A 19,166-nucleotide genomic window follows, 5' to 3' on the forward strand; every position below is an offset into this window, starting at 1 on the left:
AAAAGTTTCATGAATTTTTATTCTAATTCTCATATATTTAGTTTTTCGATGATCTCTGCAAATCTTGCAAGTCTCTCTGAATGGATTGTAGATTTTAACGATAAAAGAAATTTCATAAAATTGAATTGTTTTTGTAGGCTTTTACCGATAGGCCCGAGATGATGAAATTCACATTCTTTACAAAGTTCTGCACCTTCTCGGAGTTTTATTCTGTGTAGAGGACAATAGACTAAACTTCCGATTGAATCTTTTTCAATTATTTTGCAATCTTTATGTAAGCAAAATAAATCAATAATCTCTATGCTATCTCCAAATCGTAGTTTTTGATCAAAACGTAAAATAATATCGAGAGAATCTCTAATTTTACTTCTAAGGTAGAATGGTTTAAAATATATTTCATCACCGTGGATCATAAAGAATGGGGATAGATATGCCGAGAAAAACAGGTCTACGTTCTCTAGAAATTGTGGATGTATGTCGCTGACATCTTTACAAAAACGATAAGTGATGTTTTGTAGAAAATTAAAGACTTTTTTGAAGTCTGTACGTTCCATGACTAGCAATCTTTTCCTTAACAGATAATAATTGTACAAAAAAAATGATAAGATATGCCCTAGTATGTATCCGGTGTCTACGCGTTCCATTTGAAAAATTACGTGCTCAGGTATGTGCGAGTCTTCATTACTGGAATTTACTTCTTCAAATACTAAGAACGCCACTTTATCACCTTTTTTTAATGTTTCAACTTTATTCTGAATTCTACGGTGATATTTGACGATATAGCTTCGTTTTCTGCTTTGAGAGTCTAAGTACGGTATTTTCAAAGAAACTTCTCCATCTCGAATGTTTTTTACAATACCAACACATGTTTTAAGATTTACATACTTTTTTTCGTATTCCTCGCCTATAGTGCGTATGTATATTTTTCTGAAATTTATAGGGCTAACGCGAGCAAAGATCGTTTCCCCTATTTCTTTGAAGTATGGAGCATAAAGCCATTCGTAGACTTTACTCTCTTCCACAGATATTCTTTCTGCTCGATAAGGATGAACTTCGTTAGGCAAACGTATTCTATAATTACCTTCAAATTTTAATGCACGATCTTTTCTACCAGATACTTCTAACAAAATTTTCTCTAACGTCTGTTTGGATTTCTTTGAAGGCCAAAGGACAATAGAAACGAAATTTTCTAGTTCAGGTGAAATCCCGTGATAGTGTATCCTAAAACTTAAAATTCCGACAAAAGTCTCTTCTCCTGGTGTTTCACCCTTTTCACTGAGCAATGAAACGGTTATGGGAGCGAGCTCGTCTCCAGAAATTAACCCATTCTTGTCAACATGTATACCATTTTGATTTACAATTTCTAGAACTTTCTCTAAATCTAATTTCAATGTCAGGAGAAAATTTTTGCCTCTCTTTATTTTATAAATCTGTAGTTCTTCACGATTCCAAATTTTGTCTAGGAGTTTAACAAAATCTGTCATAATTTTCCGAACCTTTTTGAATGTATAAGCAGCTTCCTAATCTCCTCGTAAGTTTTTCTAACACATTCTTCATCAGTTGAGAAATGAAACGTCTCGTGGTTTTTCCACATTTCTGGAGAGAAATTTGCTGAAGTAAAAATGACCGTCCTATTCTTTGATGAATGAGGATCAATTAATATTATTTTTGAGTGTACAATTCCAGGAAGATGATTCTTTAATTCTTCTTTGTAGGTGTACACCTTAATACCGTTCCGGGTTAACTTCTCGAGAGCTTCTTTGTGTCTTATAACCGTTGGTTCTTTTACGATGACGTTTATATCTATCTCCCGGTCTAATGATAACTTAATAGCTGAAAGAATGTCAGCCCAACTACGAGGCGGTTCATCAGGCCAATGGATTTTGTCATCAGTTATATACAGGCTTGTGATGTAAATTTTTTCCTTTGCACTTCTTAGTAATTCTTTCAATTCTAAAACCCCATCAAAACTATAAACGTCAGAAATTATTGTTTTAACGTTTTTACAATTGAAGTAGTTTATAATTTCTGTTGTAGATTCAGGTATCCTCGTTTTAAGATATGTTAATGCTAGTGCTAGTACCCTTTTGTCGATATATGGAACATCTCTTTTTCTTCTATAAGACCACAGGCAGTTTGGACATCCAGTTTCACAATCACATGAAAGAATCATTTCTGCAGCTTCTCTTAGTATTGTTCCGAATTTCTCGATAATTTGTGAAACGTAGCCTACTCCTCCATCAACATTGTCGTATAGAATAATCTCTCTTTCTTCCACTTTCACTTCGCCGTCTATCTCTCCATCTTGTGCAAAGAGTACTTTTTGAGCTGCATTTATGATCGCATTTTTCAAAGTGGTCAAGAAAACTTTCAGATCCTCTTCACGAAGTTCTGTTCCAAGTATCTTGCTAACGTTTTTTGGGATCTTTATAGAGATAACGTTAGTTGGCATCCTGTGATATAGAGCTATTTTCTTAAACTTCCCATCGCAGATTTCTTTTCCTTTTCCGCCCATTTTTCTGTGTTTAGTTTCTGACAGTTTTTCTCTCATTTTTCCGCACTTTTCGCATAACTCAATTGGTCTCTCTTCACCATTGATAACGACTTTGTCAACAATTTTTATGAGTTCAATGTTTCCATAATCTACAAGTTTAAGATTAGGGTCGAGTGAGCAATCTATTACCCTTCGTGGCTGTTCAGTAAAAAATATATTAGAAACAGCTTCCTGGTAATATCTCAACTCAAATACATTTTCAGGCACTCTCTGAACGTAGATTATGTTTGGCTCGATTGCCTCTAATTTATGTAATTCAACATTATTTTTGGTGTTGTGGCTTCCGCATAGTGGACATTTAGGTATAAGATCATCCACGTCTGTTGTAATAAATCTCTCACAACGCGGACATATGTAGAAGATTTGCTGATTTGGTTTTAAGATTTCCATGTCGATTCCTACAGACTTGTAGATCTTCTTTTTTAGAAAGATTCTCATGAGTGGAGCACATTCTGTAATTGCAATACTTCTAGAACGGCCTTCAAAACTTTCATACTCGTACAAGTCTCTTATTTCTACATATACCCCCGGAAAAGCGTAGCGTGGTAGGACATTGACGTCCATTAAATACGATATTACTGAATTTTCCTCTAAGCGCTTGATAAGCTCGTCTATTCTTTTAACTTTTTCCCAGTCTCTCTTTTGTTCAAAGTATTCTCTATAGTTTCTATAAGTTTCGATTTCACGGTTAAATCTCTCTAAAGCTTCTTTGAGCTGTTCTTTGAATTTTTCGACCATTTCTAGGATTTTCTGGTCATTGAGGTAAGGATATGGGAGATCTCCAAATACTCTACTAATTTTTTCTATTATCTCTATTTTACGACTCTCTATCTCTTTAAACATATTTTGTAGGATATCCTCGTCAAACTCGGAGATTTTATTGGGATACAAATTTTTGGAGTGTACAAAGAGTATTTCAATGATGGTTGCATTTACATGTTTTTGAAGAAGATATTGATTTGTTACGTCTATCTTGGGCGCTTCGAATTCTCCTCTGATTAGTTCTTCGGGGTGTTCATAGTAGTATCTGTCTATGGGCGAAAGGTACAAGAAAGTATTATTGAAGGCTGTTCTTTCTTTTCTACCTGCTCTACCAACCCGTTGGATATAATTAGCAGGAGAAGGTGGAGCTTTGTACAAACCTACAGAAATTAAATCGCCAATATCTATTCCTAATTCAAGAGTTGGTGTTGCAGCTATAACGTCATACTTCCTTCCTTCAACCATGTTTTTCTTAAATTCTGTTTCGACTTCATGTCTCTCGTCAAGCGGTAGTGCGCCTGTATCTTCTGCGGTGGACATTTTTACTGGTTCATCTTTTTGGTAAAGTTGGAAGTAGTAGTTCGAATTCTGCATTGCAAATTCTCTATAATCCAGGGCTTCCAAAGTGCCTTGGCAACCGTATCGGGGGCAGATATTAGATGGAGAAGCCGTGAATACGCGCTTACACTTCTTGCAACGGAGTATTCTTGTGGGAATCTTTATAATTATTTTGTTATCATTGATTACATATCCATTTGCCTCATCGCGGTAATATTTTAACTTTTCACTAATTAAAATATTCATCTGCTTTAAAAACTCAAAACTAGCTTTGAGTATCTGTTCTATCTTGCCTTTATTCGAAGTGTTGAAGGCTTTTTTGGTTAGAGATGAAGCTGTCCTCTTAGCTAATAGATCTCTTATTCTTACGCCGCCTTCTCCTTTTCTAAAACCTACTGAGTATCCGACAACATAGTCTCTAGTAGGAGGAGTTTTGTCTAGACCTTTTATCGCTCCATCATGTCGCAAAATATGTAACAAAGAAATTAAGTACTCTCTCCAGAGTGAAATATTGTCCTTCTTTGGAAGGTCTTTTTCAGAAGAGAAGATTCTCCACACAGAGGAAAACTCATCATAGTCTTCGAGTCCTAAATAAGTAACTTCTATCAAGCCTAAACTCTCTAGTGATCTCTGTGCAGCAGTAGAGCAAATCTCTTCTAGGAGTTTTGATCTAATCCAAATTTTTGTATCTCGATCCAGGCCTATATACCAGTCATAGATATTTCTATACAATGCATCTTCAAGAAGTTCAGGAAGAAATATTCGCTGCTTAAACTTTACTATTTTGTATAATAAGGTTCTTATAGTGTGATCAAAATGTGTATCTTCAAGTCTTTTTGCAAGGTATGAAGCAATTTGTCTATTGTCTGTGAATATTAGAAGTTTTTTGAATTGTTTCGGTAATACTGTATAGATTTTATCAAACACAACTGTACTTGCTGTGTCTGAGCTCATGAGTATTGGGCTTAGCGCCGAGTATGGTCCGTAGCTATTACCGCAATAAGGGCAATTAATAACTCGAGTATCCTTTTTAAGTACAATTTTCCTTTCCACTTCGTAAACTCTTGGTCTAACAAATATGTACGCTTTTCGAATATCTATAGAGCTACAGAGTGGGCATGTTGCGTCTTCAGGAGTTAGTATTGCTCCGCAATCTAAGCATCTATTTACTTGTACATAACCCTTCTTTATCTCAGGAGGCTCCTCGTACGAGATCCATAATGGAATTGAATTTGCGGAGTACTCAGATGAATACGAAAGTTTTGCAATTCTTTTAGAGATCCCATTATGCTTAGGAAGATCGAAATATTTTGATATTTTCTTCTTCAACTTATTTTTGTCTGAGTACTCGTTAAACCATTCTACAAACTCGTTTTCGGCGACGTAGATAATATAGAATTCATGACCGCAAAATCTGCAAACTCCAACTTCGTCAACTGAGGCTTTACAGATTTCACACTTATCTCTTGGTGTGATAAAGATTTTTGAGCATTTGTTGCATTTGTATACTCTTTCAATCGTCTTAAAGAAGTTATGTACAGTGACGCTAATCAAAGGAAGTGTGGGACTATTCGGGTTTGGAAGCCTACTGCCGAGTTTTAGGTAGCTCCATATCACGTTTTCTAAAGTTTCAGAATCCATATTTGCTATTAGTTCAGATAGTTCTCTCCTGCTACGAATTTTATGTAAAATTTCCTCCAAACTTTGTGGTTTTTGTAGTTCGGTAATTAAAAATTGAAATAGAGGATTTTGAAGTAGGGCCTCGCTCAAGATCTCTAATTTTGATTTACCCTCCTTTGAAGCGTATTCTGAATTGATTTTTCTTAGTATATTCCTAAAAGTAGTCTCATCAATCGATTTCTCTAAATCTACTATATCAACTTCTTCTATTGGTTCGAGGGTTTTTAGTTCTATAGGTTTAGGAAAACTGTACGGTTCGAATGTAGCTTCGACTACATCTTCAATACTAAATTGAGAGCCGAAAATACTACTCGCAAATTCTGCTATCTTCTTCTTTCTTTCTTGCTCATTTTGTATACTTGAAAGTGTGGCGCTTGTTCCTATACAAATTATGTTGTTTCCTATATTCTTTCTTTTAATCTTCTTATTAAAAAGGCAATGTCTATTCCTTTGGAACCTGTATATGTATGAATTTCATCCAAAACGACGAATTTAACAGCTTTCTTATCCAGCCAAGAACTATCCTTCTTTCTAGTTAGTATGTGCTCTAGTTGGACGTAATTAGTAATTAGAATATCTGGGGGGTTTTTCCTCATTCTATCCCTTGTTAGTATCTGATATCCAAACTTTACACTTTTGTTTAGTGGACAATACAAAACCTCATCATTAGCAGAATATCTAATTTGCTTTGTATCACAGTTTTCGGGGCAACCATAAATTCTCCTTTCCAAATCAGTTAAAAAACAATTTTCTGTAAACCTTTCTAATTTTTCGAGTTCTCGTTTATCTTTGGGGGTATCGCCAGTATATATAGCAAAAGTGATTTTCTCACTTTCTGGCAAGTCTTTATTAAGTGTCCACAGGATTTTGCGCAATCTTTCTACTTGATCTTTAGCGAGCGCATTCATGGGGTAAATTAAGATAGCTTTAACACCTGGCTCTCCTCTGTGCTCATAGCAGTATTGTAGTATAGGTATCATGAAGATCTCTGTTTTACCGCTTCCTGTAGGTACTGCTGCTATTACGTTCCTACTATCTATAATTTTGCTAATTGCTTCTTCCTGATGTACGTAAAGTCGTTGTATGTTGGAAAAAGCCTTTTTAACAGCTTGACTGATTCTTTCCCTCTCAAATTCTATGAAGAGATCTCCTTGTTTTATGGGTGGTAGAATGGAGATATAAGGTCCGCGCCAAAGATACTTTGTAGGAATTTGCTCTCTAAGAAGTTCTTGAAGCTCTTCGTTATTAGGTGCGAATGATGTTAGGAAGAATTCAAAGTACTCTCTTTGGATGTTTTCAGTAGCTTCAAGAGGATTAAACACGCTTTTTATCAACACTTGTAGACACCTCGAGGGACTTGAGTGAATCCAACCACTTTTTCATTTGACCAAGTCTCTCCCCTATTTTTCCCTTTAAACATATTACATTTATTCTTCTATTATTTGAAACTAACTCTTCCAACCATCCATCAAGTACTACAAGATAATCATTTCCCAAATTAATTAAAATATCAGAATAATTATTAGTTTTTATTATTGTCTCTAAATGTTTTGTGATTGAAGCCCTTAGTTCGCTGGCTCTTCTAGAATTCATGCGTAAGTCATACTTTTTAATTGGTTCAAAAGCTTCTATGAGACCGTATTTAGCAGAAATTATGTAAACATCCAGAAATGGTATGTTGGCGTATTTTCTTAGAAGTTTAAAGAAGGGACCATCATAAAGGTCTATCGCTGGGAGCTCGCCTTTTATGTTCTTTTTTGTTTTCGAGCAAGGAATTATAAGTAATTTCCTTTTTATTTCAAGGTAATTTGAAAATACGTTAGTGTAAAGATATTTTTTAACTTGAATAAATCTTCTTTCCCTCAATTCCTCTTTACTTTTAGTGCTTTTTTCTTCGGGGGTAGGAGGTTTATAATTTAGAATCCAGCCCTTATAATCAGCTCCAAATATTTTGTAACTTCTGAATAATTCAATCCTTTTGGGGTGGAAACAGCCCAACAAAAATAGCCAATCGTTGGGATATTTTGCTCTAATTTTTGCAACTATGTTTTTTAGAAAGTTCTCATCCCTAACTCGAACGTATCTGCTTGAATTCTCTATTTTTTTCAAAAGACCACCAATTGCTATGTACTCATATCCTAGTTTTTTCAGTTCTTTATAACACTCAAGATATTCTTTTACGTCATTTCCTTGTGCTACACCAACTAATTTAAAACGATAATCACCATCTTTATAAATTCTCATCGCTTCGTTTGCACTCTTTATTGTTTTATCTTTATTTTTGAGAACATCAATAATAACTCCAAATTCTACATCCATTTTTTCATAAGTTTCAAACAAGCTAAAGTAGTCATGTTTACAACCATCTTTTGAGAAAACGCCAGAATCCACCATTTTTATAATATTTTTCTCTTTATAATTTTTGAATTCTCTTTGGAAATTTTTCGATGTGTTTGCATGACCCATAAGACCGATTCTGAACGGTAGTTTGTTTATTTCACAGAACTTTAGAAGTTCTAGAGACATAGGCCTGTCAACAACAAAAAACGGAATGGGGTATACTGTTCTCATTCTAGGTCCCTTTTTCACAATTTAAAAATGAATTAGAGAATTTCTCAGTGTTTTTAGTCCCATTTTTGTACATAGATCCACATCTCTCTACTGATCTATCCAGAGCTCCTTCGTAACACATTAAAATTTTTGGAGTTTCTTGAATCATACAAACACCTCTCTTAGAATATAGCATCACACAAATTTAAGAATTTCACCCTATATGGCATTTTGAAGTAAATAACTATTGAAAGTTTCACGCGTTTTAATCTGCAACCCATTCTGCAAATCCATCAAAATTCCTTTTCTGGGCTTTCTGGAATTTTCTGTATTTGTATGCGATGCGCAAAGCCTGCAACTCACTCTCACAGCTACAAACCCATTAATAACATAACCATTTCTCCCATCGCTCCTCTTTTTTCCAGAACAAGAATCTTTTATCCTCTTTTTTCAATCACAATGACAAGGTCACTTAATTTTCTCTAATTCTCCATCTCCTCAAGAATTCTCTCAATCTTCTCCTTCAGTTCCGGCAAATCCCTCTCAACAATTTCCCACACGAGATCAAGATCAACTCCGAAATACTCATGGATGAGTATATCCCTCGTTCCAGCAATCTGCTTCCATGGCACATCCGGGTACCCTATCCCTGAAAGTCCTGCGGAATGTTCTTGACAGCCTCTCCTATTATCTCGAGTCTTCTCAGAACTGCATCCTGAACCTGATGATTTTCCATGAACTCCTCTCTGCTCACACCCTCTGTGTACTCCTCTATCCTCTCTATGCTCTCAAGAACGTGCAGCAAAAAAGTTTTCACATCCTTCTTCATAGAATATCAACCTTCTCCCTGAGAATTCTCTCCCTGAGAAGGGGATGGAGGGATTTGTAGGTTAAAACATCAACGTCTCTCTTCAGCTTCTCCTCGAGCTCTATCTTAAGCCCTGCAAGATCAAGCAAGCTCTTTCTTCCCTCGAATTCCACCAGCAAATCAATGTCGCTATCTTCGCTCATCTCCCCTCGCACGACAGAGCCGAATAGACTTGCTCTCTTCACTCCATACTTCCTGAGCACCGGAATCATTGCATCCCTTATTTCCTCAATGGTCTCCATCTCCAGCACCTGATTATTATTTTCCTCGATAACTTAAAAAGATTCACCTGACTATCTCAATTCTGCAGCCCTGCTTCTCACCGATAATCCTCTTCACCCTCTCAGCAACAACTTCATCGGGAACTACAAGGATGACATCCATACCTCTCCGCACGTTTTTCTCGTAATTTCTCAAAACCTGCTCGGGATGATCCGCTCTCACCTCAACCTCTATCGCAGTTTTTCTCCATCCATCATCAGTTCTTTTGAATGCAATCATATCCGGCTGCTCCTCCCTGCCTCGCTGCGGTGGGAATATGACAGCGTAGCCCTGAGCTCTCAGCATGTCAGCATAAGCCCTTGCAAGCTTTGTGTGCAACTCGCCGCCTGTCCTTGCAGCTCCACTATGCCCGCAGCAGAGCCCAAGTCCCTTCTCCGATAATTCTGCCATGATTCTCGGTCTTCCCTTCTTCTTTCTTTCAACCCTCCTCGTAACAAAACCGAGTTTCTCTGCCCTCCCAACCAGAGCTGACACATCACCAGCGCTAATTCCAGGTCTGATTTTCCTGTACTCCTCAAACAGCTCGCTCATGCTCATGCTACCTTTCAGCAGGATGTTGAGAAGCTCGTATATCTCCGGCTCTTCCTGAGCGATCTCTTCATCATCACCGATCTCAAACATCGCGCGCATTCTTTCCAGAACGTGGGAAAGAAAGGAATTCCTGTAGATTACCGGAAGGGTCGTTAGCTCGACAATCCTTGCCTCACCGCCAAACTCTCCGCGAATGCATGCAATTGCCTTTCCATCTGGGAGAGATACAAGTTTCTCAGCAAGCTCCTCCCTCCGAAACTCCTTGCAATCACCCTTGCATCATCTCCTGAGACTCTGAATGCAATCTTTATGCCTGCGTTGCCAAGTATGTCATTCAGAAGCGCCTCAGGGAGTTGCTTAGTGTGCTGGTGTGCGAGCACCGCTCCCAGACTGTACTTCCTGCCCTCCGAGATTATGTTTCCCAGGGTTTCGAGATGGGAGAACAGCTGGAACTCATCCAAAAAGAGCACGACTGGAAACCGCCCACCCCTCGAAAGAGCTGCAAACCACACCCTTGTTATCACCGCAGAACCAAGAAGTGTGCTCACAGCTTCAGATAGCTCACCTCTCGGCAGCCTGAAGATAACGAGTACTCTCTCTTTAATGAGCTCCTCGATCCTCACCGAGGACGGCTTTCTGCAGAGTATCCTGCTCAGAAACCTGTTGTTCACAAATGGCGCGAGTTTGTTGAGAACAGCATCTGTTCTTCCTCTGGGCAGCTTTTTCAGCTCCTCCTGAAACTCCCTGTCATGCATTTTACCGCTCACGAGGTTGTAGAGATCTTTCATCGTTGGGGAATCGTCTCTCTCGTACAGAACTCGAAGCCCATCCTGAAATATCCTGTTCAGCGACGGTCCCCAGTACTGCCTGCCGTAGAACTTTCTGAAAAACTCCGTGATCTCTCCGATGATTCTCTCAACAGCAATCTCCCTGTTCTCATAGCTCTCCAGTTCCAGCGGATTCAGGGAGAACCTCACCCTGAGAGGATCAAAGAGATAGACGTTTCTCAGGTCAGCAGGATTCACAGCTCTCACGACGTCGAAAGCAAGCTCTCCATGCGGATCGATCACAATGCAGCATGCTTTTTCCTCAAACGCCTGCACAGCCTCATTTGCCAGAAGTGTGCTCTTTCCAGTTCCTGTAGCACCGATGACATGCTGGTGCTGCATCAGCTCATTGCTTACGTCTATTTCTATTTTTGAGAGACCTCGAACTCCCAGTACCACGCCCATAAAAATTCAAAAATAAACAGATCTATAGAAAAATTTGAGAGAGCTCGGTGCAAATGGATTGGTGGGTTGGCTGGTGTTGAATATGAGTGGAAATAGCATAAAGTACTATGATGAGAGTGACTTAGCAAAAATAATCTCAGAGTGCTTTATAATTGAGATGGCTACCAATCTCGAAGAGTTTAGGGAATGGCTTAAAAACTTCCATAAAAAGGAGTTTGACGATGAAGTCTTTCTCGGATACAGATTCTTCATAGAAACCGCGATGAGAACGCTACTGATCTCAGTGAAAGAGGGAAATATAGGTTTCCAGCAAGATTTTGAGTTCTATAGAGCAAGTTTTAGGGGCGTTAGGATTGAAGATGTCCCAAACACTTGTGAGAAAGTTATTGTGGTGAAGAGGATATGGAATATTTGTAAAAAGCTCAGAAAAAGTAGAATTTCAACAATAACGTCAGTATTGGATCAGATAAGGCAAGAAATAGTTAAGCCATTCATGTTCGTATTCGAGAAACACGCGTCACCCGTGGTGAAGGAAATGGACAAGTTTCAGGCACTGAAGTACTCCGCAATGTTCTTTCTCAACTTATACCTAAACGACTCACATAGGGGCTTACCATATGGTTATTTTCTGTCTGTTCCCATGTTTGAAGGGAGTCTTACAGGAAAGTATCTAAAAATGGTCTACCAAGGATATGTGTATACCCTTCAGTTCGTCTGGTTCAAGTTGCTGGGGAACAAATTTGCGGAAACTAAGCTTGTTGACCTTCACAGGGCATGTGAGATTTATGCTGAGAAGGCAAAGCAATCAATCGAACTTGAACTAGGAATCCCGGTAAGTGAGGAGGAGCTGTTGGAGGAGGAGCGCGTTTTTCATGATGAGGATGCTGCGGACATTCAAGCAGAGGTTCGACCAATGACTAAAGAGGAGGTTAACCTTTTAAACAAGCATAGAGAAGAACTTGAAGAGATAATTTGCTGGTACGCACTCGATGAGTTTTTCACGGTCATTAACGAAGAGATCGTAAAACCCATGATGCGGAAATTCTCGATTAAACTTCCATTTGACAGCTCTCTCAAGCTGAAAGGCGAGATTGATAAGGGTATATTTTCTGAACTCCTCAATCCAGAAGGAGTGGATGATCCAGAGTACATGAGCAAGAATGATGAGAACTCAATAAAAAAGAGATTGGAACAATTATTCCTCTGGTACGATGTTGAAGTCCTTGATACACAGAAGATTACACTCTTCAGCGGTGTACCGGCGTTTATCACCATGCTATCAGGGTCTGTAAATCTGAAAAAGATGGAAGACGGAGACAAGGTACTTGTGAGGAGAATTAAACACCCGGCAAACGGCGGGTATGATTATAGCTATGCAATCCTAATTGGAGTTTATGGGGTCATTTATGACGCTTCTGGCTGGATAGTCTTCTTTGACTGTGCCACAGATTACTCTGGAGCTGGTAGCAGTGATCACGAAATGGCTGAAATGTTCATAGAGGAATTTAGCAGGAAGGAGCTTGTTGAAGTAAAGGAAATAATTGTTGACAAAGAAATTTTTAAGAAGTTTCTTGTGGAAAAAAGCACGTCAACAGTCTTCAATGCGAAAATATCCTGTCTACCATTTGGGAAGCTTGTACTTGATCTTGAGGAAATCACAAAAAGGATAAATGATTTTGTAGGGGATACAAAGGGAAAACTCCTCGAATTGCTAGTATATTACCATCTAACCAAGCAAAAAGACGAGCTAGGATACAGGGAAGTTGAGTGGGACAAAAGGTTGGGTGGAAAGCAAATAGACGTTCTGGCAATAACACAGGATGGCACGGCACATATTTTTGAGTGTAAGGCCAGCTTTGGCAATCCCTTGGAGAGGATCGGTGAGCTACAGGAAAAAGTAAAGGCTGTGAAGAAGCACTATAACAAAGTAGTTCCACACCTCGTCGTCTGGAAAGTGGGTGATCTCTATAGGAAGAGGGAAATTGAAAAAGCTGGAATAAAGCTCGTAATAGCAGAGAACTTGTTGAAGGAAAGGACTTTCTCCAATAAAGAGAGGGAAAAGCTCAAGAACGTCTTTGACTTCCGGTTTGGGAGGTATTTGAGCTATCTCTGACCAATGGAAAGCGCGCTATGGAAGCGAGCTCCTCAGCAGTAACGCGAAAGCTATCTTCAGGGAGAAATCTCCGCTCCAGCATCGCTCTGAGCACTGCGAATGATCCGGGAATTCTCGGAATCACAGGTTCCAGCAAAGAATGGGATGAGCTCAGAACCGTGAAGCTCTCGAGCACACGCCTGCATGCAATTGCAGCTTCTCTCCAGTCATCTGCGAAAACAGCAACAGCCACCCGCAACCTGTAAACAGGGCTTTCGCGAGCAACTCTCTCTACCACAAGCTTCTCAGGCCTGAAGAGGAACTGTATCAGCAGGTTATCGGCTGCTGAGAGAGCATGCTCCAGAGCCTCGCCCTCTCCAAGCATGTATGCCTGTCCTCTCAGCCTGAGATAGCCTGCGGAAACGTAGCAGTTCACGGGCAGCGGTATGCTCGCAGCTTCCATGCGCGGAAATGGGTAAACCGCCATCAGCCTCTTCACAAGCTCATCAAGTGACTCTCGATTCTCTGCTGAGACAAAACAGAGCGCTTCTCCCTCCTTTCGGATCTCAAGCGAGTAAACTAATCTTCGCCTCCAGAGAAGTCTGTAGACACTCTCGAGCAGATGGTGGTTTGCTGTCTCGGGAAGTTCCAGCTTCAACACTTCCTCGGTCTTTACGCTTCTCAGAAGTTCAGGTGTGAGCCTGCAGACACCGCTGAAAAACCTTTTCAGTGTCTCGAACAGTTTAACCACCCCTCCTTGCAATCAGAATGAGCGGAATGCTGAGCAGGCTGATCTCGGTTCTGTCAGTCAGTATACCTGCTATTGCGATAACTGCTGCTGCCGTGAGAAGCAAACCTGTAAAGCTCCTTGCGAGTGTTCTCGCAATGAATCCCAGCACCAGCCCTGCGAAAAATCCCAGGAGTGCCTTCATTTTCTGCTCACCTTCCTGACCATGTTTTTCGTGATCTCAAATTGGTAGAGCTGAAGGAAGAGGAGCGAGAATATCTCGTGCTGCATCGCACTTATCAGATCTCCTGCAAGTCCGTACATGACTGCGAAAATCCCGAACAACAGTGCGGCTGCAGCGAACAAAGCTGCCTTCAGGGTTAATCTTCTCAGTGCGGTGAACGGATTTGCGGTCATGTTTTTTATTGTGCAGGAGCGAGAAGAAAAATGGGAAGAGAGAGGAGGGTGCAAAGTTCTACTCAAAACACCTTTTCAATTAATATTGGATTGATGGCAACAGGATATGTTTTTGAATGCATAAAATAAGGCCGAGATGTATCAAGCCATCTTTTTCTGATTATCCATCTCTCCCCTTTTTCGTCAACAGCCTCAAAGTATTCAATCCCATATCCATTCTCAATTTTGTGTATCAGCTTGATTACTCGGGGCCAAATTTCCTGTGTCTCTAATTTATGTGATATATCGATAAGTTTGTTTATGACCTCGTTGATATCTTCTCTGGAAATCGTTGTATCTTTTTTATGCCTTATTCCTGATGAGGAGAGTTTGGGAGATATCTCATCCAATTCATTTAAAAGCCGTTGAGGTATAAGTTGACTTCTTCCGAACTCTTTTCTTAATTTATTCAGCAGGGTTCTATCTTTTTTCACAATTTTATTCAATCTCCTCAGCAAATTAATAAAATGGCCGAGACCCCATTTTTCAAATGGTTTCTCACGCAATCTAACCTTTTCTCTTATAACTTGATCAATATTGTTAAGAGTTGTATTGTACAGAAAACACAGGTAAAAATAACTCAAATTTCGAAGGACCCCTTCGGTTTCCCTGTAAAGATCAGTAACAATTGCTGATGGCGACTCTCTTCCCAATTTTTTACGACATTCATTCAGAAACTTCCTGTATTCCTCCAGACCTGTTATTACAGGTGGTAAGTTGAAACCTAGTTGAAGAAGTATGATTTTCACAATCTCATCTTTATCATCGATGAGAGACGCAGCTCTAATCTGTAGATCTTCAGCTATTTTTCGTAACTGAGGCGTTCCGAATAAATTTCTCAGAATATTTTCTGGATTTTCTTTAATGCAGTATTCTAGAAGTTTCTGGTCAAATTCTCCTTTGTATTCCTTTAATTCAGGTTCGAGGCTTCTCTCATCAAACCATCCCCTTTTTATGGCTTTTTTGATTAGATTTGCCAGTTCCTGTGAAGGATCTCTTTCTACCCTAGATATCTGTTGGAAAATTCCGTGAGGAGTAATAATCCATTCTGAAAATGAGTATGGAAATCTTTCGTAGAGGCCTCTAACTCTTGGAGGCGAAATTTTTATTCTCTTACCGTCTGGTCCTTTTACATTTCCTGCTAAGAGCTCATTTACAATGAAACATAACTCGGCATCATTAAAGTATGTGTGTATCAATTGAAGAATTTTGGCATATCTTATTGAATCGTCTTTTTCAATTTCTACCTTTCTGAATAATTCCCTTATCTTCTCGGATTCGTCTACGGGGATACCGTATTTACTAGGATTAAGACTCGCCTGTTGTAGTGTACCCAGCCACGTGCGAACTATGATCTCTTGAGAAAATGGATCAAACTTCTTTTCCACAATTTCAATTACGGTGGAATATAACTCCCATACTCCACCCTCCCTGCTGTGAAAAGATTTCAGCCATCCGAGCGGCCCAATTGTAATGTTTTTATAATGGATGAATGGTGGCAACACACCCTTCTTGTACAGTTTCGTCCAAGCAGAGATATATTCGTTTTCACTGACATGAAATGCAATTTCAAAGGCTGGTAATTTTTTATCAACCTTTCGTTTTATTTTTATTTTCTTTCCCATTAATTCTTCATAAAGTGGAGAGAATGAGGATTGCCAAGACGTTTCCGGTAAACCATAGTATAGAGCATCAGAGAGGAGAATTCTGATGTCGGCTTCAGTAACAGATTTAACACCAAGTATTGACAGTAATTTCTCACTGCTTGATTTATCGCAGATTCTTGAAAATATGGTTTCATAACCTGCACGTGAAGATAAACGTATTCCCAATTTCTCTCTTACAACATCCAGAAAATTCTTTTTATTACCGTATTTTCTTGTAATGAATTTTGCCAGTATTTTGACACTCTCCTTATCAAATCTCTCATTGATTTTTGTAGACATGTTTATAGTTTTGCAAAAAACAAGATATAATTTTTATTTTCAACAGTCTTACATACCTAATTTCAATTAACCTCTGTTTTTGGGACTTTTTCCATTTACCTTCAAAACCCTTCTCCCCCACGAATCAACTCTTTCAGTCAGAGGCAGCGGGTCAAACTTCCCTGAGTAGATATATTCCCACATCTCTTCCTCGAGAAAAACACTGCATGCTTCATCTCCATATTCTTCTATCAGGTAATCGTCAAACCTGTAAACACGGTTGTCAACTCTGAAAACTATCTTTTTACCCTCTACTGAAAGCCGCTCCAGAAAAACGTCGTAGTAATCAAAAATCTCGTTTCTGTTGAGCATGAAGTACGGCAACTCCGGAGCATCGCTGTCGTTAACGAAGAGGTAGACAAAAAATCGCAGAAAACGTTTCCCGATCCCCTGAAAACCAGCTTGTGGTGTTCGTGCTCGACAGCATGCTTCGCCAGATTTCTCACCACATCTCTCTGGCTTTCGTGCATGTAAAGAAGTGCATCGCAGTAAGCCAGCTTCAAGCCGAGCCAGTCGCTTTTGAAGGTTATGCTTTCAGGCAGGTACTGTGTTTTCCTCCAGAAAGCGAGCGAGTTTTTCTGTATCCATGAATTTGAAATATCCGCGCTGGGATAAAACTGAAAAGAACGAGTAAACTGCAATCTTCACTCTGCAATCAGCTCTCTTCTCTGTTATAACGAAAAAAGGAAATGGAAAATATCATGGAGCTGAGAGATCTGCTCAAAGAGTACATTGAAAAGATCGAGAGGATCTGGATAATCTACGACATCGATCGCGGTGAGATAGAACTCAACAATGATCGCTACGAAATCGGTGAGAAATCTTTCAGCGAAGTAGGCAATGCTGTTAAAGATGTGCTGAAAGAAGTTTTCGGAGAGTACAGAACAGTTCCGGTGACCTTTAACTCTGAAATCTACGAGAACGAGAAGTTCAGGGCAGAAGTACTGGCTCTTGGATTTGAAGGACTGCTGAGGTTCAGGGTGGAAAAGAAGTTAATTTTTTAATTTTTATTTTTATATTGCTCTATCTTGAGGTTTAAAAAAATTTAAATTTCATTATTAGTAAAAATCGTTTCATGGTCAGGATTGCTACAGCCGTTGACAAAAAGAACGTTGAGGATATTATTAGAGAGACTGAAATCAATTACTACTGTTTGCCTACCTTTCAGAGAGATTTTGTGTGGGACGAAGATGACATAAAAGAATTCATCGATTCAATAATAAAAGGTTGTCCCATAGGCAGCATAATACTTTGGAGGCCCTCTAGAGAATTTTACAAAAATGATCCATTTACAAGATCCCTTATAGGATCCCCGGAAAATGCTGAAAATAAGGACATTTACTATGTTATAGATGGGCAACAGAGACTTACAAGCTTACTACTGTTATTTAATAACTGGAAAATTAAAAGAGATGATGAAGAGATCGCCAAAAGTCCGATCTCAATTGTTGTTGGAAAGGACTCTTATAGACTGTACAAATCCGAAAAGAAGGGAACAAATTTATATGAGGCAATTAAAGCCTTTGCTAGCAATCCTGCAATGCGCGACTACGAAATCCAGCGAAAAATAGAACGACAGCTAAGTTCTGAAGCTCAAGAAATGTTATACAAAATTATCGGTAAAATCTTAAGCTACGAAATTCCAATTTATATCCTAAGAACAACACATGAGGATGAAACGACGTTCTCCGAGATGGCTGAGGCTTTTACTAGGGTAAATAAGGCTGGTGTGAGAATCGGGAATGTAGAACTTATGCTTTCATTCATAGCCGGGAGGATAAGGGGCCCACTAAAAAACGAAATAATATCAATCTACAAAAATCTAGAGGCGTTCAAAATAGACCTGCAGCCAATCATCAGATGTGTCCTTTCTCAATTTGAAATACCACAGACCGATATAACGAAAGTTAAACAATTTGATAGAGTCATTGATAGAATATTAAGTATTCCTGAAAAAGAAATACTAGCAAGACTGGCGGACGCGAGAAATTCATTACAACTGGCTGTTAACTTTTTAGGAGAACGACTGGGGATAAAGGATACGAGGATTCTACCAAGCCAAGTACCCATCATTACAATTGCTAGGTACTTTTCATCAAATGGAATAACAAATCTTAGTCAACTAGACGAGAGGAGTTTGGAGTTAATTGAGACTTGGTTCGTACTTGTGAACTTTAATGGGTATTACAGTTCTAACACAGACACGAAGCTAGAATCGGATTTAAAGATCGTAAAAGAGAGAGGAAGTTTTCCGTTTGAAGAACTATTAGAAAACATAGAGAGGAGGAGAGCTAGGGTAAAAATAGGTAGGAAAGATTTGGAAGAGGGTTTAAGAATAAATGTGTTGAGAGGGAGAGTCGGAAAATCTTATCTGTTTTTGTTATACATATTATTAATAAAAAATGAAGCAGATGATTGGACAAACAGAAAAATTAGGGAGAGAGATTTTGACGATTTGGCAAAGCACCACATATTTCCTAGAGAGTTTTTGCTAAAGAACTTGGAAATAGAGGACGAGAATCCTGACATCTACGTTAATAATATAGGCAATATAACTTTCATTGACAAATCATTGAACTCAGAAATCGGAGATTCAGATCCAATTTACCTGAGAAACCATAGTCTGTCATTAGAAAGACATTTTATTCCTAGAGAAGAAAACTTGTGGAAAATTGATACTTACGAAGCCTTTCTGAAGAGTAGAATAACTATGATCCATACCAAAGCAAAGGAAGTGTATCCACACATTTTTGAATAAGATTTAAATTTTTTAAAGTTGGGGAATTATCCGTTATTTGACTTGAGAATAAAAAACAAGCAGAGAAAGCAGAAAGCTGGGGCTCACGTAAAATAAACTTCTTATTAAGAAAAGCTGTAGATTGCACCGAA

At 38.9% G+C, this 19,166-nt stretch carries 19 protein-coding genes; 4 read left to right on the top strand and 15 right to left on the bottom strand.

All coding sequences use genetic code 11. The features are described from left to right. Positions 1–29: 29 nt before the first annotated feature. The 10 genes from BP688_RS09095 to BP688_RS09140 all read right to left on the bottom strand — a co-directional run bounded on the left by BP688_RS09095 (position 30) and on the right by BP688_RS09140 (position 11,017). Positions 30–1,484: a hypothetical protein gene (locus BP688_RS09095; RefSeq protein ID WP_290595947.1), complete on the bottom strand. Its 1,455-nt coding sequence runs from the start codon at positions 1,482–1,484 to the stop codon at positions 30–32. After that, positions 1,481–5,575: a Zn-binding domain-containing protein gene (locus BP688_RS09100; protein ID WP_290595946.1), complete on the bottom strand. Its 4,095-nt coding sequence runs from the start codon at positions 5,573–5,575 to the stop codon at positions 1,481–1,483. The genes BP688_RS09095 and BP688_RS09100 overlap by 4 nt, the downstream gene beginning before the upstream one ends. Before the next feature lie 380 nt (positions 5,576–5,955). Beyond that, the gene (locus tag BP688_RS09105; RefSeq protein WP_290595945.1) at positions 5,956–6,891 is read right to left on the bottom strand and encodes a DEAD/DEAH box helicase; all 936 of its coding nucleotides are present in this window, start codon (positions 6,889–6,891) and stop codon (positions 5,956–5,958) included. After that, positions 6,869–8,125 (bottom strand): DUF6884 domain-containing protein, encoded by a 1,257-nt coding sequence (locus BP688_RS09110; RefSeq protein WP_290595944.1) that lies wholly within the window; start codon positions 8,123–8,125, stop codon positions 6,869–6,871. The genes BP688_RS09105 and BP688_RS09110 overlap by 23 nt, the downstream gene beginning before the upstream one ends. A 1-nt stretch (position 8,126) precedes the next feature. Then, entirely contained in the window at positions 8,127–8,273 is a 147-nt protein-coding gene (locus BP688_RS09115) for a hypothetical protein (RefSeq protein ID WP_290595943.1), read from the bottom strand. A 313-nt stretch (positions 8,274–8,586) separates the two neighbouring features. After that, entirely contained in the window at positions 8,587–8,736 is a 150-nt protein-coding gene (locus BP688_RS09120) for a HepT-like ribonuclease domain-containing protein (RefSeq protein WP_290595942.1), read from the bottom strand. A gap of 11 nt (positions 8,737–8,747) precedes the next feature. Continuing rightward, complete coding sequence (locus BP688_RS09125) at positions 8,748–8,933, bottom strand: HepT-like ribonuclease domain-containing protein (protein WP_290623977.1); 186 nt, start codon at positions 8,931–8,933, stop codon at positions 8,748–8,750. Then, the gene (locus tag BP688_RS09130) at positions 8,930–9,214 is read right to left on the bottom strand and encodes a nucleotidyltransferase family protein (protein ID WP_290623975.1); all 285 of its coding nucleotides are present in this window, start codon (positions 9,212–9,214) and stop codon (positions 8,930–8,932) included. Before BP688_RS09130 ends, BP688_RS09125 begins: the two co-directional genes overlap by 4 nt. A gap of 43 nt (positions 9,215–9,257) precedes the next feature. Next, a complete protein-coding gene (locus BP688_RS09135; protein WP_290623974.1) occupies positions 9,258–9,875 on the bottom strand; it encodes a hypothetical protein in 618 nt (205 codons plus the stop codon). Positions 9,876–9,937: 62 nt separating this feature from the next. Further along, on the bottom strand, positions 9,938–11,017 hold the full coding sequence (locus BP688_RS09140; protein WP_290596522.1) for a type IV secretory system conjugative DNA transfer family protein: 1,080 nt from the start codon (positions 11,015–11,017) through the stop codon (positions 9,938–9,940). 34 nt (positions 11,018–11,051) lie between these two features. Here BP688_RS09140 and BP688_RS09145 point away from each other — a divergent pair, with 34 nt between their 5' ends. Then, a complete protein-coding gene (locus BP688_RS09145) occupies positions 11,052–13,130 on the top strand; it encodes a hypothetical protein (protein WP_290623972.1) in 2,079 nt (692 codons plus the stop codon). On the opposite strand, the gene BP688_RS09150 is transcribed toward BP688_RS09145, so the two are convergent. From BP688_RS09150 to BP688_RS09170, 5 genes are all read right to left on the bottom strand, one after another. Further along, positions 13,081–13,860, bottom strand: a complete 780-nt coding sequence (locus tag BP688_RS09150) for a hypothetical protein (protein WP_290623971.1) — start codon at positions 13,858–13,860, stop codon at positions 13,081–13,083. The genes BP688_RS09145 and BP688_RS09150 overlap by 50 nt on opposite strands. Continuing rightward, a complete protein-coding gene (locus BP688_RS09155; protein WP_290596523.1) occupies positions 13,853–14,041 on the bottom strand; it encodes a hypothetical protein in 189 nt (62 codons plus the stop codon). The genes BP688_RS09150 and BP688_RS09155 overlap by 8 nt, the downstream gene beginning before the upstream one ends. Beyond that, positions 14,038–14,253, bottom strand: a complete 216-nt coding sequence (locus tag BP688_RS09160) for a hypothetical protein (RefSeq protein WP_290596524.1) — start codon at positions 14,251–14,253, stop codon at positions 14,038–14,040. The genes BP688_RS09155 and BP688_RS09160 overlap by 4 nt, the downstream gene beginning before the upstream one ends. 62 nt (positions 14,254–14,315) lie before the next feature. Next, the gene (locus tag BP688_RS09165; RefSeq protein WP_290623969.1) at positions 14,316–16,238 is read right to left on the bottom strand and encodes a hypothetical protein; all 1,923 of its coding nucleotides are present in this window, start codon (positions 16,236–16,238) and stop codon (positions 14,316–14,318) included. Positions 16,239–16,304: 66 nt separating this feature from the next. After that, a complete protein-coding gene (locus tag BP688_RS09170) occupies positions 16,305–16,589 on the bottom strand; it encodes a hypothetical protein (RefSeq protein ID WP_290624607.1) in 285 nt (94 codons plus the stop codon). 101 nt (positions 16,590–16,690) lie between these two features. On the opposite strand from BP688_RS09170, the gene BP688_RS09175 reads away from it, so the two are divergent. The 3 genes from BP688_RS09175 to BP688_RS09185 all read left to right on the top strand — a co-directional run bounded on the left by BP688_RS09175 (position 16,691) and on the right by BP688_RS09185 (position 19,035). Then, the gene (locus tag BP688_RS09175; protein WP_290596526.1) at positions 16,691–16,867 is read left to right on the top strand and encodes a hypothetical protein; all 177 of its coding nucleotides are present in this window, start codon (positions 16,691–16,693) and stop codon (positions 16,865–16,867) included. 111 nt (positions 16,868–16,978) lie between these two features. After that, positions 16,979–17,281, top strand: coding sequence for a hypothetical protein (locus BP688_RS09180; RefSeq protein ID WP_290596527.1), 303 nt, complete (start codon positions 16,979–16,981; stop codon positions 17,279–17,281). Positions 17,282–17,352: 71 nt separating this feature from the next. Further along, positions 17,353–19,035 (top strand): DUF262 domain-containing protein, encoded by a 1,683-nt coding sequence (locus BP688_RS09185; RefSeq protein ID WP_290596528.1) that lies wholly within the window; start codon positions 17,353–17,355, stop codon positions 19,033–19,035. Positions 19,036–19,166: the final 131 nt, after the last annotated feature.

Source organism: Archaeoglobus sp. UBA230, from assembly GCA_002507545.1.
Taxonomy (GTDB): Archaea; Halobacteriota; Archaeoglobi; order Archaeoglobales; family Archaeoglobaceae; genus Archaeoglobus.